General features: G+C 68.9%; 22 protein-coding genes. 8 read left to right on the top strand and 14 right to left on the bottom strand.

All coding sequences use genetic code 11. The features are described 5' to 3' along the window. Positions 1-37: 37 nt before the first annotated feature. Positions 38-466 (top strand): acyl-CoA thioesterase, encoded by a 429-nt coding sequence (locus tag ACFYPC_RS05455; RefSeq protein WP_388671127.1) that lies wholly within the window; start codon positions 38-40, stop codon positions 464-466. A 28-nt stretch (positions 467-494) separates the two neighbouring features. On the opposite strand, the gene ACFYPC_RS05450 is transcribed toward ACFYPC_RS05455, so the two are convergent. The 4 genes from ACFYPC_RS05450 to ACFYPC_RS05435 all read right to left on the bottom strand — a co-directional run bounded on the left by ACFYPC_RS05450 (position 495) and on the right by ACFYPC_RS05435 (position 5,602). Continuing rightward, complete coding sequence (locus ACFYPC_RS05450; protein ID WP_388671124.1) at positions 495-1,412, bottom strand: Ldh family oxidoreductase; 918 nt, start codon at positions 1,410-1,412, stop codon at positions 495-497. Positions 1,413-1,742: 330 nt separating this feature from the next. Then, positions 1,743-3,872 carry an elongation factor G gene (gene fusA, locus ACFYPC_RS05445; RefSeq protein WP_388671121.1) on the bottom strand — a complete coding sequence of 710 codons (2,130 nt, stop codon included), beginning with the start codon at positions 3,870-3,872 and terminating at the stop codon, positions 1,743-1,745. Positions 3,873-4,455: 583 nt separating this feature from the next. Continuing rightward, entirely contained in the window at positions 4,456-5,097 is a 642-nt protein-coding gene (locus tag ACFYPC_RS05440; protein ID WP_388671118.1) for a DUF305 domain-containing protein, read from the bottom strand. A gap of 91 nt (positions 5,098-5,188) precedes the next feature. Beyond that, positions 5,189-5,602, bottom strand: coding sequence for a DUF6153 family protein (locus tag ACFYPC_RS05435; protein WP_388671115.1), 414 nt, complete (start codon positions 5,600-5,602; stop codon positions 5,189-5,191). A 101-nt stretch (positions 5,603-5,703) separates the two neighbouring features. Here ACFYPC_RS05435 and ACFYPC_RS05430 point away from each other — a divergent pair, with 101 nt between their 5' ends. Next, the gene (locus ACFYPC_RS05430) at positions 5,704-6,549 is read left to right on the top strand and encodes a patatin-like phospholipase family protein (protein WP_388671112.1); all 846 of its coding nucleotides are present in this window, start codon (positions 5,704-5,706) and stop codon (positions 6,547-6,549) included. A gap of 142 nt (positions 6,550-6,691) precedes the next feature. Here the strand turns inward: ACFYPC_RS05430 and ACFYPC_RS05425 are convergent, their stop codons facing one another. The 4 genes from ACFYPC_RS05425 to ACFYPC_RS05410 all read right to left on the bottom strand — a co-directional run bounded on the left by ACFYPC_RS05425 (position 6,692) and on the right by ACFYPC_RS05410 (position 10,871). Then, the gene (locus ACFYPC_RS05425) at positions 6,692-7,843 is read right to left on the bottom strand and encodes an acyl-CoA dehydrogenase family protein (protein ID WP_388671109.1); all 1,152 of its coding nucleotides are present in this window, start codon (positions 7,841-7,843) and stop codon (positions 6,692-6,694) included. After that, on the bottom strand, positions 7,843-8,712 hold the full coding sequence (locus ACFYPC_RS05420; RefSeq protein WP_388671106.1) for an enoyl-CoA hydratase-related protein: 870 nt from the start codon (positions 8,710-8,712) through the stop codon (positions 7,843-7,845). Before ACFYPC_RS05420 ends, ACFYPC_RS05425 begins: the two co-directional genes overlap by 1 nt. A 158-nt stretch (positions 8,713-8,870) precedes the next feature. Beyond that, positions 8,871-9,506, bottom strand: coding sequence for a TetR/AcrR family transcriptional regulator (locus ACFYPC_RS05415; RefSeq protein ID WP_388671103.1), 636 nt, complete (start codon positions 9,504-9,506; stop codon positions 8,871-8,873). Between the two features lie 102 nt (positions 9,507-9,608). Then, complete coding sequence (locus ACFYPC_RS05410) at positions 9,609-10,871, bottom strand: TetR/AcrR family transcriptional regulator (protein WP_388671100.1); 1,263 nt, start codon at positions 10,869-10,871, stop codon at positions 9,609-9,611. Between the two features lie 182 nt (positions 10,872-11,053). On the opposite strand from ACFYPC_RS05410, the gene ACFYPC_RS05405 reads away from it, so the two are divergent. Together ACFYPC_RS05405 and ACFYPC_RS05400 are read left to right on the top strand one after the other, a co-directional pair. Then, positions 11,054-12,268: an acetyl-CoA C-acetyltransferase gene (locus ACFYPC_RS05405; protein ID WP_388671097.1), complete on the top strand. Its 1,215-nt coding sequence runs from the start codon at positions 11,054-11,056 to the stop codon at positions 12,266-12,268. A gap of 131 nt (positions 12,269-12,399) precedes the next feature. Further along, the gene (locus ACFYPC_RS05400; protein WP_388671094.1) at positions 12,400-14,565 is read left to right on the top strand and encodes a 3-hydroxyacyl-CoA dehydrogenase NAD-binding domain-containing protein; all 2,166 of its coding nucleotides are present in this window, start codon (positions 12,400-12,402) and stop codon (positions 14,563-14,565) included. 112 nt (positions 14,566-14,677) lie between these two features. Here the strand turns inward: ACFYPC_RS05400 and ACFYPC_RS05395 are convergent, their stop codons facing one another. From ACFYPC_RS05395 to ACFYPC_RS05385, 3 genes are all read right to left on the bottom strand, one after another. After that, positions 14,678-15,409, bottom strand: coding sequence for a YoaK family protein (locus ACFYPC_RS05395; protein ID WP_388671091.1), 732 nt, complete (start codon positions 15,407-15,409; stop codon positions 14,678-14,680). Between the two features lie 127 nt (positions 15,410-15,536). Beyond that, positions 15,537-16,499, bottom strand: coding sequence for a LysR family transcriptional regulator (locus ACFYPC_RS05390; RefSeq protein ID WP_388671088.1), 963 nt, complete (start codon positions 16,497-16,499; stop codon positions 15,537-15,539). Positions 16,500-16,557: 58 nt separating this feature from the next. Further along, complete coding sequence (locus ACFYPC_RS05385) at positions 16,558-17,283, bottom strand: TetR/AcrR family transcriptional regulator (RefSeq protein ID WP_388671085.1); 726 nt, start codon at positions 17,281-17,283, stop codon at positions 16,558-16,560. A gap of 149 nt (positions 17,284-17,432) precedes the next feature. Between ACFYPC_RS05385 and ACFYPC_RS05380 the strand changes: the two genes are divergently transcribed. Beyond that, entirely contained in the window at positions 17,433-18,488 is a 1,056-nt protein-coding gene (locus ACFYPC_RS05380) for a phosphotransferase family protein (protein WP_388671082.1), read from the top strand. Positions 18,489-18,570: 82 nt separating this feature from the next. Here the strand turns inward: ACFYPC_RS05380 and ACFYPC_RS05375 are convergent, their stop codons facing one another. Then, entirely contained in the window at positions 18,571-19,752 is a 1,182-nt protein-coding gene (locus ACFYPC_RS05375; protein WP_388671079.1) for a DUF3500 domain-containing protein, read from the bottom strand. Next, positions 19,742-20,917 (bottom strand): zinc-binding dehydrogenase, encoded by a 1,176-nt coding sequence (locus ACFYPC_RS05370; RefSeq protein WP_388671076.1) that lies wholly within the window; start codon positions 20,915-20,917, stop codon positions 19,742-19,744. Before ACFYPC_RS05370 ends, ACFYPC_RS05375 begins: the two co-directional genes overlap by 11 nt. A 265-nt stretch (positions 20,918-21,182) precedes the next feature. Here ACFYPC_RS05370 and ACFYPC_RS05365 point away from each other — a divergent pair, with 265 nt between their 5' ends. The 3 genes from ACFYPC_RS05365 (at position 21,183) to ACFYPC_RS05355 (ending at position 24,006) form a co-directional block, all read left to right on the top strand. Then, a complete protein-coding gene (locus ACFYPC_RS05365) occupies positions 21,183-21,968 on the top strand; it encodes an SDR family oxidoreductase (protein ID WP_388671073.1) in 786 nt (261 codons plus the stop codon). 33 nt (positions 21,969-22,001) lie between these two features. Further along, a complete protein-coding gene (locus ACFYPC_RS05360; RefSeq protein ID WP_388671070.1) occupies positions 22,002-22,937 on the top strand; it encodes a dihydrodipicolinate synthase family protein in 936 nt (311 codons plus the stop codon). A gap of 163 nt (positions 22,938-23,100) precedes the next feature. Beyond that, positions 23,101-24,006, top strand: coding sequence for a LysR family transcriptional regulator (locus tag ACFYPC_RS05355; RefSeq protein ID WP_388671067.1), 906 nt, complete (start codon positions 23,101-23,103; stop codon positions 24,004-24,006). Between the two features lie 30 nt (positions 24,007-24,036). Here ACFYPC_RS05355 and ACFYPC_RS05350 read toward each other — a convergent pair whose 3' ends face one another. Next, complete coding sequence (locus ACFYPC_RS05350; protein WP_388671064.1) at positions 24,037-24,666, bottom strand: TetR/AcrR family transcriptional regulator; 630 nt, start codon at positions 24,664-24,666, stop codon at positions 24,037-24,039. Positions 24,667-24,770 lie beyond the last annotated feature (104 nt).

Here is a 24,770-nt window from a genome sequence, read left to right as displayed (position 1 = left end):
GCAAGGATTTACATCGGCGCGACGAAAGTGAACTGCAATGTTCCCAGAGAAGAGCCACACGGAATCCGTCAGCGTCTTCTTCGACGACCTTGATTCCTTCGGCATGGTGTATCACGGAAGGTTTGCCGCCCTCATCGAGCACGGCGTCACCACCTATTTCGCGGGAATCGGCCTCGGGCTCGGCCACGAGGACATCAATTGCGTCGTACGCGAACTGGCGGTCACTTTCGAGCAGCCGATCACCAAGATCGGCTCAGTGGATGTCACCTTCTGGATCGAGGCTCTCGGCCGGACCAGTGCGAAGTTCGCCTTCCGGTTTCACTCGGGCGAGACGGTCCATGCTCGCGGGCACCGCGTGATCATCAAAATGGACCCAAAGACCCTCAGGCCCGCTCCGTGGACGGACCCGACGCGCAAACTCCTCGAGGACAACCTCCTGGTGGCAGGGGCATCCGGCACCGTCTGAGAAGCCCGACGAAAGCCGCTCCGTGCCGCTAACGGGGGTCGGCCAGCGTGACGCCCACCGCGGTGGCGGTTTCTCGCAGAGCGGCGAGGACTCTCGCGTCGAGCGGGACCCCGGTGCGGCGCGCCGCGGTTTTCCGCTCCGCCTCCAACCGGCCCGGCAGCAGAAGCTGTCCGCTGCCGGTGATCTGGTCGGTGAGTTCGGCGACGCAACTTTCGAAGGCGGCCCGGCTCCCGAAGGCGGAGACCGACAACGCGAGGAAGAAGTGCGCGCAGTCGTGAGGCTCCGAGGTGTCGCCGTGCAACTCGCGGACGCCGCTGCCGAAACCGCCGCCGGACAGTACGCCGGTCAGAATGTCCACGGCGAGCGCGAGCCCGTACCCCATGGGCCCGGTCGCCGCTTCGGACGAGGTCAGGGACAGGAGAATCGGCTCGCCCGTCTCGGTGGGGACGGCAACGGCGAGGGGGTTGTCGCCCGGCACCGCTGTCCCCCCGCCCGGGGCCGGCCTGAGCAGGCCGGAGTTGGCCGCGGCGATACCGACGCAGCCCGCGTACGCGGCCGTACGCGCATAGCGGTAGGCGCCGCCGAAGTGGAACGCGCGGCGCACCGCCACCGCCCCGAGCCCGTAGGTGCGGGCCTTGAGGACAGCCAGGTCCATCGCCTGGTCACCGGTGAGCAAGCCGAGCGCGTGGTCGGCGTCCAGTACCGCGATCGCCCCCATGTCGTGCACCACTTCGGCGCTCTCGTGGGTACCGACGGAACCCTTGCGGAGCCGCTCGACGTACATGGGCACCAGCGTCACGCCGTCGGACGGTGTGCCGCGGAGGTCCGCTTCCACGAGGCCTCGGGCCACCGCCGTCGCGGCCCTCGGCCTGATGCCCACGGCGGCGAACACCGAGCCGACGGCTTCGACAAGCCAGTCGGCGGAGACGGTCCTTCGGGCGCTCATGGGGATCTCCACACGCGGTGACTGAGGTTCGTTCTCCACGGCCAACATCCGTTGGCCCTGCACGTTCGGCGTCCGTCCCTGCGGTCCTTTGCACGGCAACTGCCCTGAAAGTAGGCGCGTGTGAATTTCCCGGCAATCCGAGGAACGCGGCACACCATCCACTTTCCGCAGAGCACGAATCGTTGTCCGCTGTACGCGGAGAGCGGCGCCCGCCGCCCGCCGATGCCGCGCAATCCGGATGACGCAGCACGTTCGGCGGCCGGTGGGGAACGGGGATTGAATGGACAGGGGGACGGTTCCGCCCGCGCACGGGCGGAACCGTCGTTGCGGCTACCGGGCCGGTGTCCCGTCGGACGCCAGGCCCGCTACCGCTGCCGGGGCGTAGCCGACGGGCCGGGTGGTGAAGACTCCCCGGCCCTGCGTCCGGCTGCGCAGCCGGGTCGCGTAACCGAACAGCTCGGCCAACGGCACGGTCGCGGTGATCACCACCGTGCCCATGCCCGGTCCCCCTCGCGTGGTCGAGCCGGAGACCCGGCCGCGCCGGGCGGCCAGGTCGCCGAGCACCCCGCCGACGGCGTCGTCGGGCGCGGTGACCGTCACTTCGACCACCGGTTCCAGGAGGACCATCGCGCAGGCACGCAGTGCCTCCCGGAGCGCGAGCCGCCCGGCCGTCCGGAACGCCATCTCCGAAGAGTCCTTCGGATGGGTCGCGCCGTCGGTCAGGACAACGCGCAGTCCCGTCACCGGATGACCGCCGAGCGGTCCTTCGCCCAGCGCGTCCCGGCAACCGGCCTCCACGGCCCGGACGTACTCCTGCGGTACGCGTCCACCGACGACGACCGACCGGAACTCGAAGCCCGTGGCACGGTCACCGGCCGTGCCCGAGGGAGCCGGCAGCGGTTCCACATCGAGGACCACATGCGCGAACTGCCCAGCGCCACCGTCCTGTTTGACATGCCGGTGGACCAGCCCGGTGACCCCGCGTACGACGGTCTCCCGGTACGCCACCTTTGGCCGGCCGACCCGGACGTCCAACCCGTGGGCGCGCCGGATCTTCTCCACCGCCACTTCCAGATGCAGTTCGCCCATGCCGGACAGCACGGTCTGACCGGTTTCGGGGTCGGTCCCTGCGACCAGCGAGGGATCCTCCTCGACCAGCCGCGCCAGCGCCGACACCAATCGGTCCGTGTCGGTTCTGGCACCGGCCTCGACCGCCACGGAGACGACCGGTTCGGCCGTGGTCGGCGGTTCGAGGACCAGCCGAGCCCCGGGCGCGCACACGGTCGCACCGGCACGGACGGCCTTCAAGCCCACCACCGCGACGATGTCCCCGGCCAACGCCCGGTCCAACTGGGCATGCCGGTCGGCCTGGACGCGCAGGATCCGCCCGATCCGCTCAGTGCGCCACGTGCCCGCGTCCCACACAGCCACAGCCTCTCCCTTCTGGATCGTTCCCGAGTACACACGCAGGTAGGTCAGCCGCCCGGTGGCGGTGGCAGTCACCTTGAACGCCAGCGCGGCGAACGGAGCCGCCGGATCGACGGCCCGCTCCTCCTCTCCACCTTCCCGGCCGCGGACACCGCGCACGGCAGGCACGTCCAACGGCGCGGGCAGGTACGCCACCACGGCGTCCAGCAACGGCTCGATCCCCCGGTTTCGGTAGGCCGAGCCACACAGCACGACCACACCGTCGCCGGTACGGGTCAGGTCACGCAGCGCGCCCGCGAGGGTCCGCGCGGAGACAGCCGACTCCGCGCAGAACTCCTCCAGCGCACCGGGATGCAGTTCGGCAACCGCTTCTTCCAGCACCCGGCGTCGCCGCCGGGCCTCTTCGAGCAGGGCATCGGGTACAGGCCCCTCCTCGACCGAGTCGCAGCCGTCGGCCCAGACCAACGCCCGCATGCGCAGCAGATCGACGACCCCGCTGAACCCGTCCTCCGCGCCGATCGGCAACTGAACGACCAGCGGCGCCGGATGCAGCCGTTCCCGGATCGAGGCGACCGCCGCGTCGAGGTCGGCGCCGGCCCGGTCCAGCTTGTTGACGAAGGCGATGCGCGGCACGCCGTACCGGTCGGCCTGCCGCCACACCGACTCACTCTGCGGCTCGACTCCCGCGACGGCATCGAACACCGCGACGGCCCCGTCGAGCACCCGCAACGACCGTGCGACCTCATCGGAGAAGTCGACGTGTCCCGGAGTGTCGATGAGATTGATCCGATGCCCGTCCCAGTCACAACTCACCGCCGCGGCGAAGATGGTGATCCCACGGTCACGCTCCTGGGAATCGAAGTCCGTGACGGTCGTGCCGTCATGGACCTCCCCACGCTTGTGCGTGGTCCCGGTGACATACAGGATCCGCTCGGTGACGGTGGTCTTCCCGACGTCGACGTGGGCGAGGATGCCCAGATTGCGTACGGCGGTGAGGGGGTTGACGAGTTCGCGGTGCAGTTCGGTACGCACGGCCCAGGGCCTTTCAGGATGATCCAGAGGAGGTCGGCGCAATTCCCGGACGAACGGGCCATGACCCACGCGCACGCCCGAACCCGCGCAATCGCAGAATGATGCGCATGCGGGGCGGGGCGTACGGAGATCAGGCGTTCGTCAGGGCAATCCGGTCCCGGCCGCGCAGCCGGCACCGGACACCCGAAGACACGAGGATCACCTCGTACCGCGACAGGGGAACAACAACAGCGGTGCGGTAACGCATGGCTGGGCTCCCCTCATTCATCACGGTTGCGCGCCGCGGTGGTGCGCGGCACGCGTTGTGGGGCGAGTGTAGGGAACGAGGCGGGGGCGGGGCACCGGATTTTTTATGCCTCTAGCCATGGCCCCGCACGGAACCGGCGCCCGAGCCTCCTCTGTGTTCCGTCGCCAGCAGAGCGGCTCGTACTACACGCCTCGCGAGGTCGTCGCGGAGATGGTCCGTCTCACGGACGATGTGCTTCGCACACGGTTGGATCAGGAGCTGGGCTTCAAGGTGGTGGGCCGACGGGAGTTCGCCGGTCCACCACCTATTGACGGTTCGTCAGCTTGCGACGGCGCGTCAGCTCTTGTCGAGCATCTGCTTCATCTGCTCGATCTCGGCCGTCTGGGCCGTGACGACAGCCTCCGCGAGCTCCTTGGCGGGAGCGTATGTGCCGCCTGCCTGCTCGGTCTTCGCCATCTCGATGGCGCCCTCGTGGTGCTGGGCCATCATCGTGAGGAACATCGTGTCGAACTCGGCACCGGAGGCCTTCTCCAGCTGGTTCATGTCGTCGCTGCTCATCATGCCGGGCATGGTTGACGACGTGCCGTGCTCCATGCCGGACATGTCCTGGGGGACCGCCTCGCCCCAGGACGTGAGCCAGCCGGACATCGTCTTGATCTCCGGGTCCTGCGCACCCTTGATCTTCGTGGCGAGGTCCTTGACCTGCTGCGAGGCGGCGCGGGTGTCGGCCAGTTCGGCCATTTCGATCGCCTGACGGTGGTGCTGGATCATCTCCGTGGCGAAGGAGACGTCCGCGTCGTTGTGATCGCCGGGCTGGGCCGAGGCGGTCGCGGTCGCGCTGGGGCTGGAGTCGGACTCCATGGAACCCATGTCGTGCCCTCCGCTGCCACCGTCGCTGCAGGCGGCCAGGACGAGCGCGGCCACAGCGGCAGTGGCGGCGAGGGCGGTGCGACGGATGATCGTTCGGTGTGCGGTCATGGTGGAACTCCTGGGATGTGACCGGATCGGTGAAGGGCATGCCTGCACGTGACGCCGCGCCTCATGGGCGTACGGCGCCACGTGGGCCGCTCTAGATCCGCAGGAGTTGGAGTTCGGACAGCGAGGGTGGTGCCCGGCCTCCGTCGGGCCCGCTGCTCGGCGACGCGGTGCGTACGTCCGGTACCCCGGCACAGACCACCACGTCGGGCAGCAGCACCGGCACCACCGCGGGAGCCCCGGCGACAGACGCGGCGGCACACAGCGCGTCCGCATGATCCACGTGCCCCGTGCAGCCGCCCTCGTCGTGGTCGCAGGTGTCCGGCATCGATGCCCTGACACCCATCGGCGTGGCTGCCGTCGTCCGGTCGTGTCCGGAGGCAGCGCCGGCCGCCGGGACCGGCCCCAGGCCGTGCATGCCGAGCAGGCCCAGCAACAGAGCGCTGACGAGCAGCCCGGTGCACCGCAACCTCGGTTGCGGTCGAGCGAGCTGTCCGAAACGCGTCACGGCCTCATCGTAAGCCGGACTCGTCAGCCCCTCGGATCGCAGGGGTGACAACAGGCGTTCTACAGTTCCCGTGGAAGTGTCGGCGGGCGAAAGGGCAGGAGATGACTGAGGCGTTGGTACTGGGTGGCGGCGGTGTCGCCGGGATCGCCTGGATGACCGGACTGCTGGCGGGACTTGCCGATTCGGGTCAGGATGTTGCGGGCGCCGACGTGATCGTGGGCACGTCCGCGGGCTCCACCGTTGGTGCGCAACTGGGGAGCGGGCTGAGCCTGGAGGAGCTGTACGCCCGGCAGGCCGAGCCCGAACGGCAGACCGCCGAGATCCCGGCCGATGTGGACCTGGAGAACTTCGGCACGCAGCTGTTCGCGCTGATGGAGAGCGCCTCCACCCTCGCGGAGATGAGGCGCGCGGTGGGCAGGTTCGCGCTCGCCGCCGAGACCGTCCCGGAGTCGAAGCGGCGTGCGGTGATCGAGTCGCGGCTGCCCTCGCACGAATGGCCGGCTCGTACGTTGAGGATCGTCGCGGTCGATGCCGAGACCGGAGAGCCGCGGGTGTTCGACAGTTCCTCGGGTGTGAGCCTGGTGGACGCCGTGGCGGCGAGCTGTGCCGTGCCGGGTGTGTGGCCGCCTACCACGGTCAATGGGCGGCGGTACATCGACGGAGGCACCCGCTCCGTTGAGAACGCCGACTACGCTGTCGGCGCGACGCAGGTACTGGTGATCGCGCCCTTGGGGAGCACCGAGCTGTTCCCGAGCGAGAAGCCGCTGGCCAAGGCCATCGAGGAGCTGCGGGCAGGGGGCGCCGGAGTCGCGGTGATCGAGCCGGACGAGGCCTCGCGGACAGCGATCGGCACCAACCCGCTGGACCCGTCCACCCGCACACCCGCCGCCGAGGCGGGCCGCGCACAGGGCCGTCGGCTGAAGATCGAGTGGAGCAGTCCGGCCTGAGGGAGAAGTGGAGCAGTCCGGCCCGAGGGAGACCGGAGGGAGAACTGGGGCAGTCCGGCCTGAGGAAGAAAAGGCCTCAGGACCGGACGTCGTCCGCTTCGCCGACCCTCGTGTGCACGCTCCCCGCCCGGCGCCCGCCCCGTCACAGCGACCGAGCGATGAGCTCCTTCATGACCTCGTTCGCTCCGGCGAGTACCCGCAGCACGCGGTTGTTGGCGTACATGTGGGCGATGGGGTACTCCAGGCAGTAGCCGTAGCCGCCGAAGAGCTGTTGGCAGCGGTCGACGACCTCTCCGGTCCTGTCGGTGATCCAGTACTTGGCCATGGAGGCGGTGGCGGCGTCGAGTTCGCCGCGGAGGTGGCGTTCGATGCAGTCGTCGAGGAAGGTCGCGTTGACGCGCGCGATGGTGGCGCACTCGGCGAGTTCGAAGCGGGTGTTCTGCATGCTGAACAGCGGTTTGCCGAAGGCCTCGCGCTGCTTGGTGTAGTCGAGCGTGACGGCGACGGCCGCCTCGGTGACCGCCTGGGCGATGACCGCGGTGATCAGGCGCTCCTGCGGCAACTGTTCCATCAACTGATAGAAGCCGAGGCCCTCTTGGCCGCCGAGGACGTTGGCGACGGGGACGCGCAGTTCGTCGAAGAACAACTCGCTGGTGTCCTGGCCCTTTTGGCCGACCTTCTTGATGATGCGTCCGCGGGTGAAGCCCGGGGTGTTGTCGTCGACCTCGGCGACCAGCAGCGATATACCGGCGGCGCCCTTGGAGGTGTCCGTCTTGGCCGCGATGATGATCAGGTCGCAGAGATGGCCGTTGGAGATGAAGGTCTTGGAGCCGGAGATGAGGTACTCGTCGCCGACCCGCTCGGCCCGGGTGGCGATCGACTGGAGGTCAGAGCCGGCGCCGGGCTCGGTCATGGCGATCGATCCGACCCACTCACCGCTGCACATCTTCCGCAGCCAGGGCCTCTTCTGCTCCTCGGTGGCGTACGCAAGGAGGTAGTGCGCGACGATGCCCTCGCTCACGGCGAAGCCCATGCTGTCCGCGCCGCTGCGGATCTGTTCCTGGATCAGAACGGCCAGGTTGGCGAAGGTGCCGCCGCCACCGCCGTACTCCTCCGGGATGGTCATGCCCAGCAGGCCCAACTCGCCCGCGCGGGCGTAGAGGGACTTGTCCGGGTGGCCCTGCTGGGCGTGCTTCTCCTCGTTGGGCGCGACCTCCTTCTCGAAGTAGGTACGTGCGAGAGCGCGCACCGCTTCGAGTTCGTCGTCGCTCCAGCGGGGTCGGGTGGCGGCCATCAGTTCATCTCCGGGGTGTCGGTACCGGTGCGGGAGCGCCAAGGCAGAAAGTCCGGCTGGTCACTGCCGGTCAGGCCCTTGAAGTCAGGGGGACGCCGTTCCAGGAACGAGACGACTCCTTCCACCGCGTCGGCGCTGTGCGCACAACTGGCGATGAGCTGCGAGTCGAGGGCGAAGGCGGGCTCGGGAGAGTCGAGGGCGCTCATGCGGTAGAGGGCCTGCCTGATGACGGCGACCGAGACGGGCGCGGTCTTCTCGACGAGTTCGCGGGCAAGCTCGTACGCCTTGTCCAGTACGTCGGCCGAGGGGTGGACGGCGCTGACGAGTCCGGACCTCAGTGCCTCACGGGCGGGGATCAGCCGGCCGCTGACCATCCAGTCCAGTGCGCGTCCCATGCCCACCAGACGGGGCAGGAACCAGGTGGAGCCGCCTTCGGGATAGATGCCGCGGCGGGAGAAGACGAAGCCGAACCTGCTGTCGTCGGCGGCGATGCGGTAGTCGGCCGGCAGGATCATGGTCGCTCCGACCCCGACCGCGGCACCGCGCACGGCGGCGATGACCGGCTTGTCGCTGCGATACAGCTCACGGGTGACCCGGGTGGCGGGCTCGGTCCACACCGGGGCCGGCGATGCCTCGTCGGACTCGGTGACGCCGAGTTCGCCGCCGCTCAGATCCGCTCCGACGCAGAAGTCGTCGCCCGCGCCGGTGAGCACGATGACGCGTACCTCGTCATCGGTGTTGGCGGTCTGCAAGGCGTGAGCTATCTCGTCGGCCATCCGGATCGTGTAGCCGTTGCGGGACTCGGGGCGGTTCAACAGCACCGTCGCGATGCGCCCGCTCACCTCGTAGCCGATCTGCGTGTACTCCATTGTGCTCCTCCGCAGGGCTGATGACGTCCAGCATGACGATTTTATTGGCGCAGTGTCAATAGAGCTGGGTGACGACCGCCCTGAGCGCCGACTGTGCGACCCGGACCGCATACAGGCGGCAGGGCCACATGCGAATGCGGTCCGGGCGGGGGCAGCGGTTACCGGGCGGCGACCCTACGCGAGGCGCACAGTGCGGGGAACGTCACATTCAGCAAGTGCAGCAGCGTGTCGGTCAGCAGGACATGCAGGTCGCTGCGGGTGAAGGCCCCCCGCACCAGCCATTCCCTGGAGGCCGCCCGCATCATGCTGCCGAAGGACCGGACGGCCGCCCTGAGCTCAGTCACGCACTCGTCGGATTCCGTGAGCCGCGCCGCCTGGATCACCCAGTCGGTGGCGATCTCGTCGCCCTGGAAGAGGATCTCGTCGATCTCCGGGTCCCGGCCGGCGGCTTCGCTCCCGATGGCCGTGAGCCACATCGAGGCATTGCGTTCGACCAGGTCGAGCCAGCGGTCGATGAGCACGGTGACGCGCCGCTCGACCGTGGAGTTGGGCAGGTCGTCCGCGATGGGAGAAGGCGCTGTCACCAGCTGGCGCACGACGGCGAGGTACAGCCCCCGCTTGCCCCCGAAGTAGTGGTTGATCAACCCGCGCGCGACCCCGGCCTCGCGGGCGATGTCGGTGGTGGCGACCGACTCGTACGGATACTCGCCGAACAGGGCGCGGGCCACCTTCATGATCTGGGCCCTGCGCTGGTCCGGCTCCAGCCGCTGTCTCACCCGTGGCTCGGCGCTCATGTCAGTCCTCACTGCCTGGGGTGTCAGGTGTCAACAAGGCAGGCTCCCTGCACTGGAGGTCAGTGTAGATCGGCTCCCCCAGGTCGTATTGTTGCCGTTACGTCAATAGCTGTGGTCCATTTCTGCCGCCCGGCCTCGGGCCGGCAGGAGGACGGTGAGCATGAGCGGGTGCAGGTCGTCGGCGAGGTAGGGACGGGCCATGAAGCGTTTGGTCTGCGCGATGTCGTTGACCAGGGCGAAGGCGGCATGGACACGGATTCGGGTCTCCTTGGCCGATCGTTCGGGGGCGACCGCGGCGACCAGATCGACCCAGTACTGGCTGTACGCCTGCTGGAACCGGCGCACCTCGGCGCGGTCCCGGCCGGGCAGGTTGTGGCCCTCACGGAAGTAGGCCGCGACCAGGTCCCGGTGCTCGGTCACCGTGTCGACGTACGACCTGGCGAGCAGGCCGAGGGTGGCACCGGCTTCCAGATCGGCTCTCTGCGCCTGGAGCACGGCCTGCCGCAGATGCTCGCCGATGCGGTTCGCGATCGTCTGGAGCAGCTCCATCTTGCCGCCGAAGTGGCTGTAGATGCTGGGGCCGGCGATCCCGGCCGCGGCGCCGATCTCCTCCATGGTGACAGCGTGGTAGCCGCGGTCCCAGAACAACCTGGCCGCCACGGCGAGGAGTTGTTCCCTGCGGGAATCGAGCAGGGCGGCTCTCGGCTGTGCCGCCGACGACTGCCCGCCTCGTTCTCGCGCTGCGGGCACGTCGGCGGCGAGGACGTCCAGCGCGACAGCCGTGAGCAGGTCTTCCAGCGCGGTCTGCGGCAGCCGTACGCGATGGTCGGAGATGCTGCCGAACACGCTGAGGACGGACCAGGTGAGCAGTTCGGCGTCGCCCTGGTTCAGCTCCGGCCGCCGTTCGCCGAGTGCCGCCGCCAGCGGGATCGTCGCCCGCGCCGCGGCCTTGGCGACTTCCTCCGCGTCCGCTGCCGCGAGATGCCGCCCCTCGCGCCGCCACAGGACACCGAACTCGGGGTGGGCTACGACGAACGCCGCCAGGTCCTCGTGGGCCGCCGCCAGACGCTCCGCCGTGGAGAGGCCCTCGTCCGCGGCGGCGTCGCCGAGATGCCGCTCCACGATGTCCGCGGCCTGCGCGAGCCCTCCGCACACCAGGTGCGCCAGGATCGCCTGCTTGTTCTTGAAGTGCCGGTAGATGGCGGGGCCGCTGATGCCGGCCGCCGCGGCGATGTCGTTGACCGACACGTTGTGGAACCCCTGCTGCGCGAACAGCCCGGCGGCGATCAGCGCCAGCTGATCGCGGCGAGACTGCCGCTGCGGGGCGGCGGTCCGGGTGCGCTGGCGAGGTGTGGGCGTCGGCATGCGATAGATCCTCTCACCACACATGGTTAACAGAGATTAAGAAGGCCAGAATGAGCAAAGACCCTTGACATCAGGAACTTGTGTCAATCAAGTTAATGAGCATTAGGTTGCCTCGATCGAGCGGCGACACAGCGGGACGGCAGCCGGACGACGGCGGGCCCGCAGAGAGAGGACCGTCTCCCTTGACCACTGAAGCCTTTGTCTACGACGCGCTCCGCACCCCCCGGGGCCGGGGCAGGAAGACCGGCTCACTGCACGGGATCAAGCCCGTATCGCTCGTCGTCGGCCTGATCGACGAGATGCGCGAGCGCAATCCCTCCCTGGATCCGCAGCTGATCGAGGACGTCGTCCTGGGTGTCGTCAGTCCGGTCGGCGACCAGGGATGCGACATCGCCAAGACGGCCGCCCTGGCGGCGGGACTGCCCGACACCACCGCGGGACTCCAGGTCAACCGGTTCTGCGCGTCCGGCCTGGAAGCCGTCAACCTCGCGGCACAGAAGGTGCGTTCCGGTTCCGAGGATCTGGTGCTGGCCGGCGGTGTCGAGTCGATGTCCCGGGTTCCCCTGGGCTCCGACGGCGGCGCGTGGCCGCTGGACCCGGCGACCTCGTACGACACCTATTTCGTTCCCCAGGGCGTCAGCGCCGACCTGATCGCGACCATCGAGGGCTTCTCTCGTGAGGACGTGGACCGCTATGCGCTGCGGTCGCAGGCGCGCGCGGCGGCGGCGCGGGATGCGGGGTACTTCAAGGACTCCGTCGTACCGGTGCGCGACCAGAACGGTCTGACCGTCCTCGACCACGACGAGTTCGTGCGGCCCGACACGACGCTGGAGGGCCTTGCCGCGCTCACACCGTCGTTCGAGATGATGGGCGAGGCCGGCGGCTTCGACGCGGTGGCGCTGCAGAAGTACCACTGGGTCGAGAAGATCAACCACGTCCACCACGCGGGCAACTCCTCCGGCATCGTCGACGGCGCCGCGCTGCTGCTCGTCGGCAGCGAGGAGGCCGGCCGCACGGCAGGGCTCACGCCCCGTGCCCGCATCGTGGCCACCGCGCTCTCCGGCTCGGACTCGACGATCATGCTCACCGGCCCGGTGCCCGCCACCCGCAAGGTGCTGGCCAAGGCGGGTCTGACCGTCGACGACATCGACCTGTTCGAGGTCAACGAGGCCTTCGCCGCCGTGGTCCTGCGCTTCGCCAAGGACATGGGCGTTCCGATGGACAAGATCAATGTCAATGGCGGTGCGATCGCCCTCGGCCATCCGCTGGGCGCGACCGGCGCCATGATCGTCGGCACCGTGATCGACGAGCTGGAGCGGCGCGGTCAGCGCTACGGACTGTGCACCCTGTGCGTCGGCGGCGGCATGGGCATCGCCACCGTCATCGAGCGGCTCTGACCCCGCGACCCGACCGCGACCGCGACCACCGAACGGCCGGCTCCGGTCCTGCGACCCGACCGCGACCGCAACCGCCGAACGGCTCCGGTCCTGCGACCCGACCGCGACCACCGAGACGAGAGACATCAGCAATGACCGAGCAGAAGCACATCCGCTGGGATGAGGACGCGGACGGCGTCGTCGTCCTCACGATGGACGCCCCCGGGCAGTCGGCCAACACCATGAACCGCGCGTTCATCGAGGACCTCGCCGTGGTGGTGGACCAGCTGGAGGCCGAGAAGGACACGATCACCGGCGTGGTGATCACCTCCGCGAAGAAGACCTTCTTCGCGGGCGGCGACCTGACGGAACTCATCCAGGCGAGCCCCGAGGACGCCGCCGACGTGCTGGCGTTCGTCACCCGCATCAAGGGCCTGCTGCGCAGGGTGGAAACCCTCGGCAGGCCCGTCGTCGCGGCGATCAACGGCGCCGCGCTGGGCGGCGGTCTCGAGATCGCCCTGTCCTGCCACCATCGGATCGCGCTCGACGCGAAGGGCTCACAGATCGGCCTGCCCGAGGTCGGCCTCGGACTGCTGCCGGGCGCAGGCGGTGTCGTACGCACCGTGCGGCTGCTCGGCATCACCGACGCCCTGCTCAACGTGCTCCTCCAGGGGCAGCGCCACAAGGTGCGCAAGGCCCTGGACCTCGGGCTGCTGCACGAGGTCGTCGACACCACCGAGGAACTCATCGGCCGCGCCAAGGCCTGGATCGCCGAGCACCCCGACGCCGTACAGCCGTGGGACGTCAAGGGCTACCGGATCCCCGGCGGCACGCCGTCGAACCCGAAGTTCGCCGCCAACCTCCCGGCCTTCCCCGCCAATCTGCGCAAGCAGCTGCGCGGGGCGCAGTACCCGGCGCCGCGCAACATCATGGCGGCCGCCGTCGAGGGGGCCCAGGTCGACCTCGACACGGCCTTCCTCATCGAGGGCCGCTACTTCGTGCAGCTGGTCACCGGTCAGATCTCGAAGAACATGACCAAGGCCTTCTTCTTCGACCTCCAGCACATCGACAACGGCGGCAGCCGCCCCGAGGGGTACGACACCTGGCGGGCGACGAAGGTGGGGGTGCTGGGCGCCGGCATGATGGGCGCCGGAATCGCGTACGTCTGCGCCCGCGGCGGTATGGAGGTGGTCCTCAAGGACGTCTCCGCGGAGGCCGCGGACAAGGGCAAGGCCTACTCGGCCGCTCTGTTCGACAAGGCCGTCAGCCGAGGGAGGACCACCCGCGAGCAGGCCGACGAGGTCCTTGCCCGGATCACGCCGACGGCCCTGGCCGAGGATCTGCGCGGCTGCGACCTGGTCATCGAGGCGGTTTTCGAGAGCCCCGAACTCAAGCAGAAGGTCTTCCAGGAGATCGAGGACGTCGTGGAGCCCGGCGCGGTGCTCGGCTCCAACACCTCCACGCTGCCCATCACCCAGCTGTCCGAGGGGGTGAAGGACCGGGAGAACTTCATCGGCCTGCACTTCTTCTCCCCCGTCGACAAGATGCCGCTCCTGGAGATCGTCGTCGGTGAGAACACCTCCGACGCCGCGCTCGCCAAGGCGCTCGACATCGCCAAGCAGATCAAGAAGACGCCCATCGTCGTCAATGACAGCCGCGGCTTCTTCACCAGCCGGGTGATCGGCAAGTTCCTGGACGAGGCCGTGGCCATGGTCGGCGAGGGCATCCACCCCGCCTCGATCGAGCAGGCCGCGCTCCAGGCGGGATATCCGGCTCCTGCCCTGCAGCTGATGGACGAGCTGACGCTGACCCTGCCGCGCAAGATCCGCCAGGAGACGATCGCCGGCTTCGAAGCCGATGGCGGTACGTGGGTCACGCACGGCTCGGAGGCGGTCGTCGACCGGTTGATCGACGACCACGACCGCAAGGGACGCTCCAGCGGCGCCGGGTTCTACGCCTACGCGGACGGCAAGCGGACCGGCCTGTGGCCCGGGCTGATCGAGCACTTCACCAAGCCCGGCCACGAGATCCCCTTCGAGGACATGAAGGAGCGGATGCTCTTCGCCGAGGCCATCGACACGGTCCGCTGCTTCGAGGAGGGCGTGCTGCGCTCGGTCCCCGAGGCCAACATCGGGTCGATCTTCGGTATCGGGTTCCCGGGGTGGACGGGCGGTGTCGTCCAGTACATCAACCAGTACGAGGGCGGCCCGGCCGGCTTCGTCGCCCGGGCGCGCGACCTCGCGGAGCGGTACGGCGAGCGTTTCGTTCCTCCCGCCTCGCTGGTCGAGAAGGCCGAGAAGGGCGAACTGTTCACCTGAGCCCGGGTGCACGACGGATGCACGACAGATGCACGACGGTGCACCTGTGTCACAGCGGAGCGTCCAGGCGCCGTCGGACGCTGAGCCCGGGTGCACGACGGGTGCGCCCGTGTCACAGCGGAACGGTCCAGGCGCCGTCGGACCGGGTCAGCCTGAACGCGGCGACGTTGACTGCCACGAGGAGCAAGGCGGCAATCAGCAGGGGCAGGGCAGGGGCGCCGTGCAGAGCTGCGACTGCGCCGACGAGGGCGCCGACGAGCATGGCGGCCGCGGAGAGGATGCGCCGTCCTGCCCTGCCACCGCCGCCTCCGGCGGCTCGGCTGTCCGAGGCGATGCCGGTGATGGTGAGGGTCAGCACCGTCGTGGTCAGGTCGGGGACGGCCAGGGCTCGGGATGTGGCGTTCTGGATGCCCAGACCGAGCCCGAGGAGCGCGATCAGCCCGTAACGGACGACGCCCGTGTACGGGGCGTCGACGGTCTGGGCGATGACGTACGCGACCACGACGAGGAGGGTTTCCAAGAGCAGCGCCCTGTGCAGCACCCGCGCGCGGTGGCGGGCCCGGTGGGCGACGCGGCCGCCGAACAGGGCGCCGACAGTGAAGGCGGCGAGCGCCACCAGCGGGGCGAGCAGCGAGAATCCGGCGGCGCCCACGACGGCGAAGCCGAGGAAGACGACGTTACCGGTCATGTTGGCGACGAAGACATGCCCCAGCAGCAGATAGCTGAAGGCGTCCACCAGGCCGGTCACCACCGTCAGGGTGAGCATCAGTGGGGGCAGCGGGCCGTGCCTGTCCTTCATGTCGGGGATCACGGTGGTCCATGCGTCTCGCAGGGGGACAGACATTTCGAAGCTCCCTTTCACCAGGTCCGGGAGTGCGGCGTACCCCGGGACGATCACTTCCAGACTCAGGCAGACTCGGCCTCACGTCCAACATATGGATACGCGCTCAGCGATCTGTCTCACCGATCGATCAGGGGGCTGCTGCTCCACGGAACTCGTGCACGACGTCCGTATGGCGGTCCACGACGTCGAGGAACGCGGCAGCCGCAGGCGCCAACCGCTTGCTGTCGTAGACCACGGAGACGTCGTGCACGGCTTTCGCGTCCGACAGGCGGAGCGCCCGAGCATCCCCGGGGAGAACGCCGTGGGGGTACGGGCCCGGGCCCAGTGGAGATCCTGCCGCGAAGACGGACCAGCGGGGTACCACGGTGACATCGACGCCCCGGGCGGCCAGCCGGACCATGTCGTACGCCTGACCGACCTCGAATTGCCGGCCGGGCTCCACGCCGGCTCGTGCGAAGGCTGCCTCGACCTGGCGGCGCAGGCCGGTGCCCTGGGCGAACTGGATGAGCTGGTGGCTCTCCGGCAGGTCGGCGAGGTCGATGACGTCCCGCTCCGCCAGGGGGTGGTCGTGCGGCACGATCACCATGAGCGGGTCGCTGCCCAGGAGCCGGTGATCGAGCCCGGCCGGCACCTCGTGCGAGCCGAGGCCGACCACGGCGACGTCCAGGCCGCCGGACAGGACGGCGGCGGTCATCTCGGAGCTGGTGCCGTTGGCGACGTCGAAGTCGATGCCGGGATGGCGGGCGTGGTACTCGGCCATCACCTCGACCATGTCGATCGAGCCGGCGAGCGTCTGGACCAGACCCAGCCGGAGCCGCCCGCGACGCAGCCCCGCCAGCGCGTCGACCGCGGCCTGCGCGTTGTCCACGTCGGCGAGGATGCGTCTGGCCAGCGGTTCGAGCAGTTCACCGGCGGCTGTCAGTCGTACCGAACGGCTCGTGCGGCTGAACAGCGCGGCGCCGACGGTCTTCTCCAGGCGGGCGATCTGCTGGCTGAGCGCGGACTGCGCCACGTAGCAGTTCGCGGCGGCCTCGGTGAAGTTCCGTGTCTCGACGACGGCGAGGAAGTACTTCAGATGGCGCAGCTCCATCTCTCATACCGATCGACTGGGAGGCAACGATGTGCCGGACCGATTCATTGTGGTGCCCTCACTCCGATTCCGCTCGTCGGGCCTTCTCCAGTCCGTCGAGCAGCAGAGCCAGGCCGAACCGGAACTCCTCGCGCGGTGGCACGGACGTCAGCTCCTCGGCCACGGCTGTCGTGGCCGGGTAGAGAGCCGGATCCAGCGAACGGTAGTAGTCCCGGAGCTGCGCCTCGTCCTCGGGACGCGGGGCTCCCGGTCCATGCTGCTGGACGGCGAAACCGATCACGTAGTGGCCGATCGCGGTGAACGCACGGGCGGCCAGACCGACCGAGAACCCGTGGCTCAGGAGCAGTCCGAGGGTGCGCTCACGGCTGAGCAGACCGTGGGGGCCGACGGGAACCTGTGCCACCAGCAAGGGCAGTGCTCCAGGATGTCTGCACAGAGTTTCGTAGAAGGCCTCCGCGCCGGCTTCCGCGGCTTCGCGCCAGGTCGGACCGTCCAGCGCCACAGGCGGAAGGCGTACGTCGCCGAAGACCCGGTCCACCACATGGGCAAGCAGTTCGTCCTTGCCGCCGAAGTGCCGGTAGAGCGTGGCCGTGCCCGACCCGAGGGCGTCGGCGAGCATCCGGAGGGTCAGCGCCTGGACTCCGACCTCGTCGACGAGTTTCAGGGCCACGTCGATGATCCGGCCGGCGTCCACGGGTGGACGCCCGCGACGGTAGGTGGGAGCGGGCGGGCGGCTCGCCCACCAGGCGGGGCTGCCGGGGACGGCAGGCACTTCTGAAGCCACGGAATCTTCCCTCCCATCGAGTCGCCGAGAGCCACCGGAGTCATCCAGACATACTTACGGAGTCGACGTATCCAAAATAATCTTTTCGGTGCTAGCGTAGCCGTTATGTACTCCAGCACCGCCCCAGGGCCGAATTCGGGCAGGATCAGGTGAACGCGACGCAGGCGGACCTCTCTCCCTTGGTACGGCTGGACAGGCTGGCGCCGGCCCTGGCCGCGGCCCTTCACGACGAGCGCTGGCTCCGCCTCGACGCGACGCTGCTGGCCGGCGGAAAGTCCAACCTCACGTTCGAGATCACGAGTGAGGCCGGCTCGGTCGTCCTGCGCCGGCCACCGTCCGGAGCGCTCCTGCCCCGCGCGCACGACATGGGACGCGAGGCTCGGGTCCAGCGGGCGCTGCGGGACACGGCCGTCCCGGTCGCCACCGTTCTCCTGGAGGACGTGGACGGCGACCTGATCGGTGCGCCGTTCTACGTGATGGAGAAGGTGCACGGGCACGTCATCCGTGACTCGTTCCCACCCGGTTACGCCGACGCGGGCGCGGACCGTACCGCGCTCGCTGACGCTCTGGTCGACGCGCTCGTCGCACTGCACGCCGTCGGTCCCGCCGAGGTCGGCCTCGCGGACTTCGGCAGGCCGACGGGCTTCCTGGAGCGGCAGGTGCGGCGGTGGCAGGGACAGTGGGCGAAGTCGAAGACGCGTGACGTTCCCGCGCTCGATGAACTCGGCGCCGGTCTCGCGGCGGTGCTCGACGAGGTCGCGGTGCCGAGGTCCTCGATCGTGCACGGCGACTTCCGGCTCGACAACTGCCTGATGGACCTGGCCGATCCGGGCCGTGTCGCCGCCGTACTCGACTGGGAGCTTTCCACGCTCGGCGACCCGATGACGGATCTCGGGCTGCTGTTGTTCTACTGGCGCGAGGCGGGCGAGAGCGTGTCGCCGCTCACGCCGACCGTGACGACCGGAACCGGTTTTCCGGACCGGGCGTACCTCGCGGAGCGCTACGCGGCGGCGACCGGCGCCCCCTTGGACCACCTGGCCTTCTACGAGGCCTTCGCCCACTTCAAGTTCGCCGTCATCGTGCAGGGGATCGCCGCCCGGGTCTCCGCCGGAGCCATGGCGGGACAGGACTTCGGGAACCTCGACGCCGAGGTGGTCCGGTGCGCCGAGGAGGGCCTGGCACGGCTTGGACAGCAGGGACACTGAGCGAGGGCGCGGAAGACGTGCGCCCGCACGGGGACTTCGGACAGGAACCGGCCCGTCGGGTCGGGTGGGTACGGGCTTCCAGCTAGTGCGCGGAGCGTGCCCGGTGCTCGGCCAGGATGTCGAGTCCGAAGTCGGAGGTCAGGTCCCGCCATACGGAGTGCGCGTGATTGGCGCCACGCTGGGTGTTGTCGTACTCGATGAGCAGGCGGGGGCCCTGGACGCGGTAGTAGTGCGGCTCGCCGACGTCCGTACTGCCCGCCCAGCCGAAGTGCACCTCGTCGAGCACGGACTCGGTCGCGTAGTGCGCGGCGTACGCATCGGCGAGTGCCTCCGGAGCCCGGCCGGTGTACAGAGCGAGCAACTGCCGTAGACCCGCACGCTGGTCGGCGTCCATGTCCCGGGCGCTGAGCCCCTTCGGCGAGAGGGAGATCGCCAGAGCGGCATGGTCCCTCTCGGTGTACCCGCTGCCTTCCTCCGCGCGCCGGTCGATGTCGTCGACGAGATCCGCGAGGCTCGGGTCGGCGAACTGTCCACGCCACAGGTCCTGCATGTGCATCATGGTGTCGCCAGGAGCGACGGTCACCCTGTTGCCGGACACGATGTCGGACACGGCCCGTTCGTGGAGCAACGCCCGCCGCCGCTGCCTCGCGCCGAGCGATGAGACCAACTGCCGGGCGCCGTGCTCCAGTCCGTGCAGGGGGCGCAACGATCCGCCCAGGAGCGCGGTCTCCGCGGGGTCGGCCCCCATGAAGCACGGGGTCGTCGAGACGACTCTGCCCGCGACGATCAGGTTGTTCAGGGAAATATGGTGGCCGCCGAATCGCCAGGCCCAGACCGGATCCCCGGGCCGGCCGAAGAGCCTCAGCCAGAACAGCCCCGGGTCGCGGCCCCGCTGCCGGCCCCAGCTGACCTGCCAGCCCTCGACCTGGTCGAGGATGTTCTCCAGACCCATCACCGTCGCGACCGTGGCGAATCCCGCCTCGGACAGTCCGGACGCCACCAGTTGCATGGCGAGGCTCTCCTGGCGGGGCGTCAGATCCCGGATGGCCAGCCCGCCGTGATCGGTCGGCGTGTAGAACCACTTCAGGCGCTCGGCCTCCGCCCCCGGCGTCAGCGGGGAGCCGTACTGGGCGACGGCCACCTGCTCCGGCGTGAGGGAGCCCAACCACGCTGCCGCCGCGGCGGTCATGGCGGCAGCCACCCGTTCGCGTCCCGCGGCTGCCGTGGCACCGGGCACCGGCCGCGACGGGCTCTCAGCCGACACGGGACTGTTCCGTGTCCTCAGCCTCGGACACCTTGCCCTGAGGCACCACGTCGCCCTCGGCCACTCCGTCCCCGGGCGGCACCACGTCCTCCGACACGTCCAGCATCACCTTGATGGCATTGCCTCTGCGCTCCGCGTAGGTGTCGAATGCTTCCGCGATGTCCTCGAGACCGAAATGGTGGGTCACCAGCTCGGCGGTGCGGAGCCGGCCGCGGCCCGCCAGCGAGACCGCTCTGGCCACCGAGCCGGCCCCCTCGCCGCGCACTGTCTGGATGGAGATGCCGTTCATCACGGCGTGATTGAGGTCGGCCGTGACCGGCCGGTCGAAGAAGCCCACGAGCACGACCTTGCCGGAGCGCCTGGTCATGCGCAGAGCATCGTCGACCGCGCTCGGAGCGCCCGAGCATTCCAGGACGATGTCGGCGCCCTGTCCCCCGGTCGCCTTGCGGACCGCCGCGACGGCATCCTCTTCACGGGAGTTGACGATCAGGTCGGCGCCGAACTTCCTGCCGATCTCCAACCGCGCATCCCGCGTCCCGGTCAGCACGACCACCTCGGCCCCGAGTTCGCGGGCCACCTGCGCCCCCAGCAGTCCGATGGGGCCCGGGCCGATCACCGCGACGCTCGCGCCGACGATCAGCGAGCCGAGCACATCCAGGGCGTGCATGACGGTTCCGACGGTGGTGAGCACCACCGCCGAGTCGAAGTCGACGGAGTCCGGGAGCCGGTACAGGGTGGACACGTGGTTGAGCGCGTATTCGGCGAAGCCGCCGTTGACGGTCATCCCCTGCACCCGATGGCCCTTGCGGCTGTTTCCGTAGTTGAGGCAGTCCGTATACGCACCGGCCAGGCAGTTGGCACACCGCATGCAGCCCCGGTGCGCCTCGGTGACCACGCGATCGCCCACCTGGAACTCGTCGACGGCGCTTCCGACGGCCGCGACCACCCCCGCGTACTCGTGGCCGGGTACGAACTGGTCGGAGGCGGGTTTGCCGTCGCCGAAGAACTTGTGGCTGCGAATCTTGAGGTCGGTTCCGCACAGCGATGCCCTTCGGACGTGCACGAGAACGTCCTCCGGCCCGACCTGCGGCACGGGCAGCCTGCTGGTCCTGATGACCCCCGGCCCGCCCAGCACCGCGGCCAGCATTGTCTCCGGCAACGACATGACGTGGCTCCCTTCATGCCCCCGCGGGCATCACCGCTCTCGCCCCGGCGGGCATGACAGCAAGTCTTGGCGAGCCGGGCATTTCTGTCCAAGAGGTTTCTCTGCCGACTGGTATAGGCACTGCCTATACCAGTCGCATAGGCAGTGCCTATCGATGGTGGGGAAAATTCTTATTGGTACCTGCACTGCCCGCTGTGCCACAGTCACCGAATCAGGCATTCGCCGAGCGGACGGGAAACTGGTTCGCCATGTGAGGAGCAGCGCTGTGGATCTGGGGATTGCCGGCAGGACCGCGCTTGTGCTGGGCGGAGGCGGCGGCATCGGAGGCGCGATCGCCCAGATGCTCGCAGAGGAGGGCGCCAAGGTGGCGGTCGCGGACATAAACGCCGAAGCCGCCAAACTGCGGGCCGAGTCCATCATCAGCGCGGGCGGGCAGGCATTGGCCCTGGGATGGGATATCGGAGATCTCGGTGCCATCGAGGGCAATACGAGAGCGATCGAGGAAACCCTCGGCCCCGTCGACATCCTTGTGAACAACACGGGCGGACCGCCGCCGTCACCCGTTCTCGGCCAGGATCCCACGGTATGGATCAACTACTTCCAGTCCATGGTCCTTTCGGTGATCGCCATCACCGACAGTGTCGTGCCCGGCATGAGGAGTCGGGGCTGGGGGCGCGTCATCACCAGCACCAGCTCCGGTGTCATCGCACCCATCCCGAACCTGGGTCTGTCGAACGCCCTCCGTGCCGGCCTCCTCGGCTGGTCCAAGACTCTGGCCCGGGAGGTCGCGGCCGACGGTGTGACGTGCAACGTCGTCGTGCCGGGGAGGATCGGGACACAGCGAACAGAATTTCTTGACCGGGCCAAGGCCGAGCGCGAGGGAAAGACCGTCGAGCAGGTCTCGGCGGCAAGCCTCGCGACGATTCCAGCGGGCCGTTACGGAAATCCACGCGAGTACGCCGCCATGGTCACCTTTCTCGCGAGTGCCCCGGCCTCCTATGTGACCGGCTCGCTGGTGCGGGTCGACGGTGGCCTCATTGCGAGCCTTTGATCCTCAGTACACTGCCGTAAGGGAGTCCGGACCATGGTGATGCTGACCCGCGACACGAAAGGGGTTTTCGCCATTGTGCCGACTCCTTTCGACAGCGAAGGAAGCGTCGACTTCGACTCACTCAGTCGACTTGTGAGCTTCTACGAATCGGCTGGTGTCTCCGGTCTGACGCTGCTCGGACAGATGGGCGAAGCGCCGAAACTGACTCACGGTGAAGCGGTGCGGATCGTCACCCATGTCCTGAAAAGGACCGGCCTTCCCGTTGTCGTCGGAGTGTCCGCGCCCGGATATGCGGCCATGGGAACGCTTACTTCGGACGTCATGGCGGCCGGCGCGGCCGGCGTCATGGCTGCCCCGCCGAACACGCTCCGAACCGATGACCAGATCGTTTCCTACTACCAAGGAATCACCGAGGAGATCGGTGGGGACGTTCCTCTGGTGATCCAGGACTATCCGTTGTCCTTCTCTGTCGTCATGACCCCCTCGGTCATCGCGCGCATCGCACGCAACGCACCGGGTTGCGTCATGCTCAAGCACGAGGACTGGCCGGGCCTGGAGAAGATCAGTGCTCTACGACGGCTCGAAGCCGCCGGGGACATGCCGCGGCTGTCGATCCTGTGCGGCAACGGCGGGCTCTTCCTGGACTTCGAGACCGAGCGTGGCGCGGACGGTGCGATGACGGGTTACTGCTTCCCGGAAATGCTGGTGGAAGTGGTCAAGCGTACGGCGGCCGGAGACCGCGATTCCGCTCACGACATCTTCGACGCGCACCTGCCGCTGCTGCGATACGAACAGCAGCCGGGAATCGGTCTGGCGGTGCGCAAGTACGTCATGAAGCGGCGCGGTCTGCTCACGTCCGACGCCCAGCGCAGCCCGGCACCGGCCCTGTCGGCCAAAGCGCGCGAAGAAGTGGACTATCTGCTGTCACGGCTGGCGCGGGAGGACAGCAGCATCTCCATCGCGGGATAGCTCCATGCGGGATGGCCGGATAACGGGACAGCCGGACGAGGGGAACCGCCGTTCAAAGGCCGGCTCACCGGGCCGCTCATGCAACAGATCGGCAGGTCGGTGCCGGCACATCACCGCAGGCACGGCTGTTCCGGGCAGGCCTCGTGTCAGGTAGCTTGACGGCATGCAGCTGCGCCAGCTGGAATATTTCCTCGCCATCTGCGAGAGCGGTTCGTTCAGCGGAGCCGCGACCAGGCTTTACGTCACCCAGCCGTCGTTGTCCCAGCAGATCCGCATTCTGGAGAAGGAACTCGGCTCCGCGCTCCTCGAACGGGGCCGTCATGGCGTGACCCTCACGCCTGCGGGCAGGGCCTTCCTGCCCCAGGCGCAACGCGTGGTCCGGGCCGCCCAGGATGCCAAGGACGCCGTTCGCCAGGTGACCGAAGGGCGTAGGGGCGATGTGCACGTGCTCACCGTGAGATCGGTGGCCTCAGGAGTGCTGCCCCCGTCCGCGGCCCGTTGGCACTCCCTGTTCCCGACGACGGTCCTCCGTCTGCACGACTTCTCGCACCGCCGTGATCTGGAGGAAGCCGCTCGCAGCGGGCAGGGTGACCTGGCTGTCGGGCCGCGGCCGGCAGCCTGGGAGGGGCCGGCCGTCTCGCTCGGTTATGAGCAGATGGTGGTCGTCGGACCGAACGAACACAAAAGCGGCGCGACCGCCGAGCCTGCTGAGCTCGCGTCTGCCGACTGGGTCCTGTATGAGCCCGAGCAGGGCATGAGTGAGGTCGTCGACTGGGTGACGGCCGGTCTCGGCTTCGTGCCTCGAGCGGTTGCCCGGACCGGCCAGGTGTCCGCGGCCCTGCAGTTCGCCATAGAGGGCATCGGCATGGCGGTGGCTCCGGAGAACGCTGTGCCCAGTGCCTGGTCGAAGCATGCGCGGCGGATCGGCTCCGGCTATTTCCGCGAACTCGTGGCCTTCAGCCGGAAGCAGACGTCCCAGCTGGCCGAGGAGTATCGGGACATGCTCTCTTCGGCGGAGCTGCCGCTGGTTGCCGGCCGCGACCTGCCGCCGGGTGCGACCTGCTGCTGAGCTGCCCCTGAAGGCGGCTGCCGCGGCTGGTCACCTCGCCTTGCGGACGAGTTCCAGGCCGTCGAGGAGAAGGTCGAGGCCGAACCGGAATTCCTCCTGCAGGGGCACACCGGTGAGTTCCTCCGCGGCGGCTGCCGTGGCCGGGTAGGCGGCCGGGTCGAGGGAACGGTAGAAATCGAGCAGCTGTGGCCGGTCTTCGGGGCGCGCTGCTCCCGGGCCGTGCTGCTGGATGGCGAAGCCGACCACGTAGTGCCCGATCGCGGTGAACGCGCGGGCGGCGAGGTCGACGGGGAAGCCGAAGGCAAGGAGGAGCCCGATGATGAGCTCCCGGTTGCGCAGACCGTTCGGACCGACGGGAACCTGCTCCACCAGCAGCGGAAGCGCATTGGGGTGCCTGCACAAGGTGTCGTAGAAGGCCTCGGCCCCCACCACGGTGGCTTCTCGCCAGGTCAGACCCTCCAGTGACGCCGGATCCACCCGTACGTCACCCAGTATGCGGTCCACCACATGGACCAGGAGTTCATCCTTGCTGGCGAAATGGCGGTAGAGAGTGGCCGTGCCCGACCCCAGAGCGTCGGCCAGCATCCGCAGGGTCAGCGTCTGGATCCCCACTTCGTCGACGAGGTTCAGCGCCATGTCGACGACCTTGCCCACGTCCACCGGGGGCCTCCCCCGTCGGTGGACAGGGACCGGCGGGCGGCTCGCCCACCAGGCCGGACTGCCCGGAACGGCAGATGCCTCTGCGCCCATCGAAGGTTCCCCCT

It is taken from the genome of Streptomyces sp. NPDC005808 (genome assembly GCF_042871385.1).
In the GTDB taxonomy this organism is placed as follows: domain Bacteria; phylum Actinomycetota; class Actinomycetes; order Streptomycetales; family Streptomycetaceae; genus Streptomyces.
This window is presented reverse-complemented; position numbering and strand designations above follow the sequence as displayed.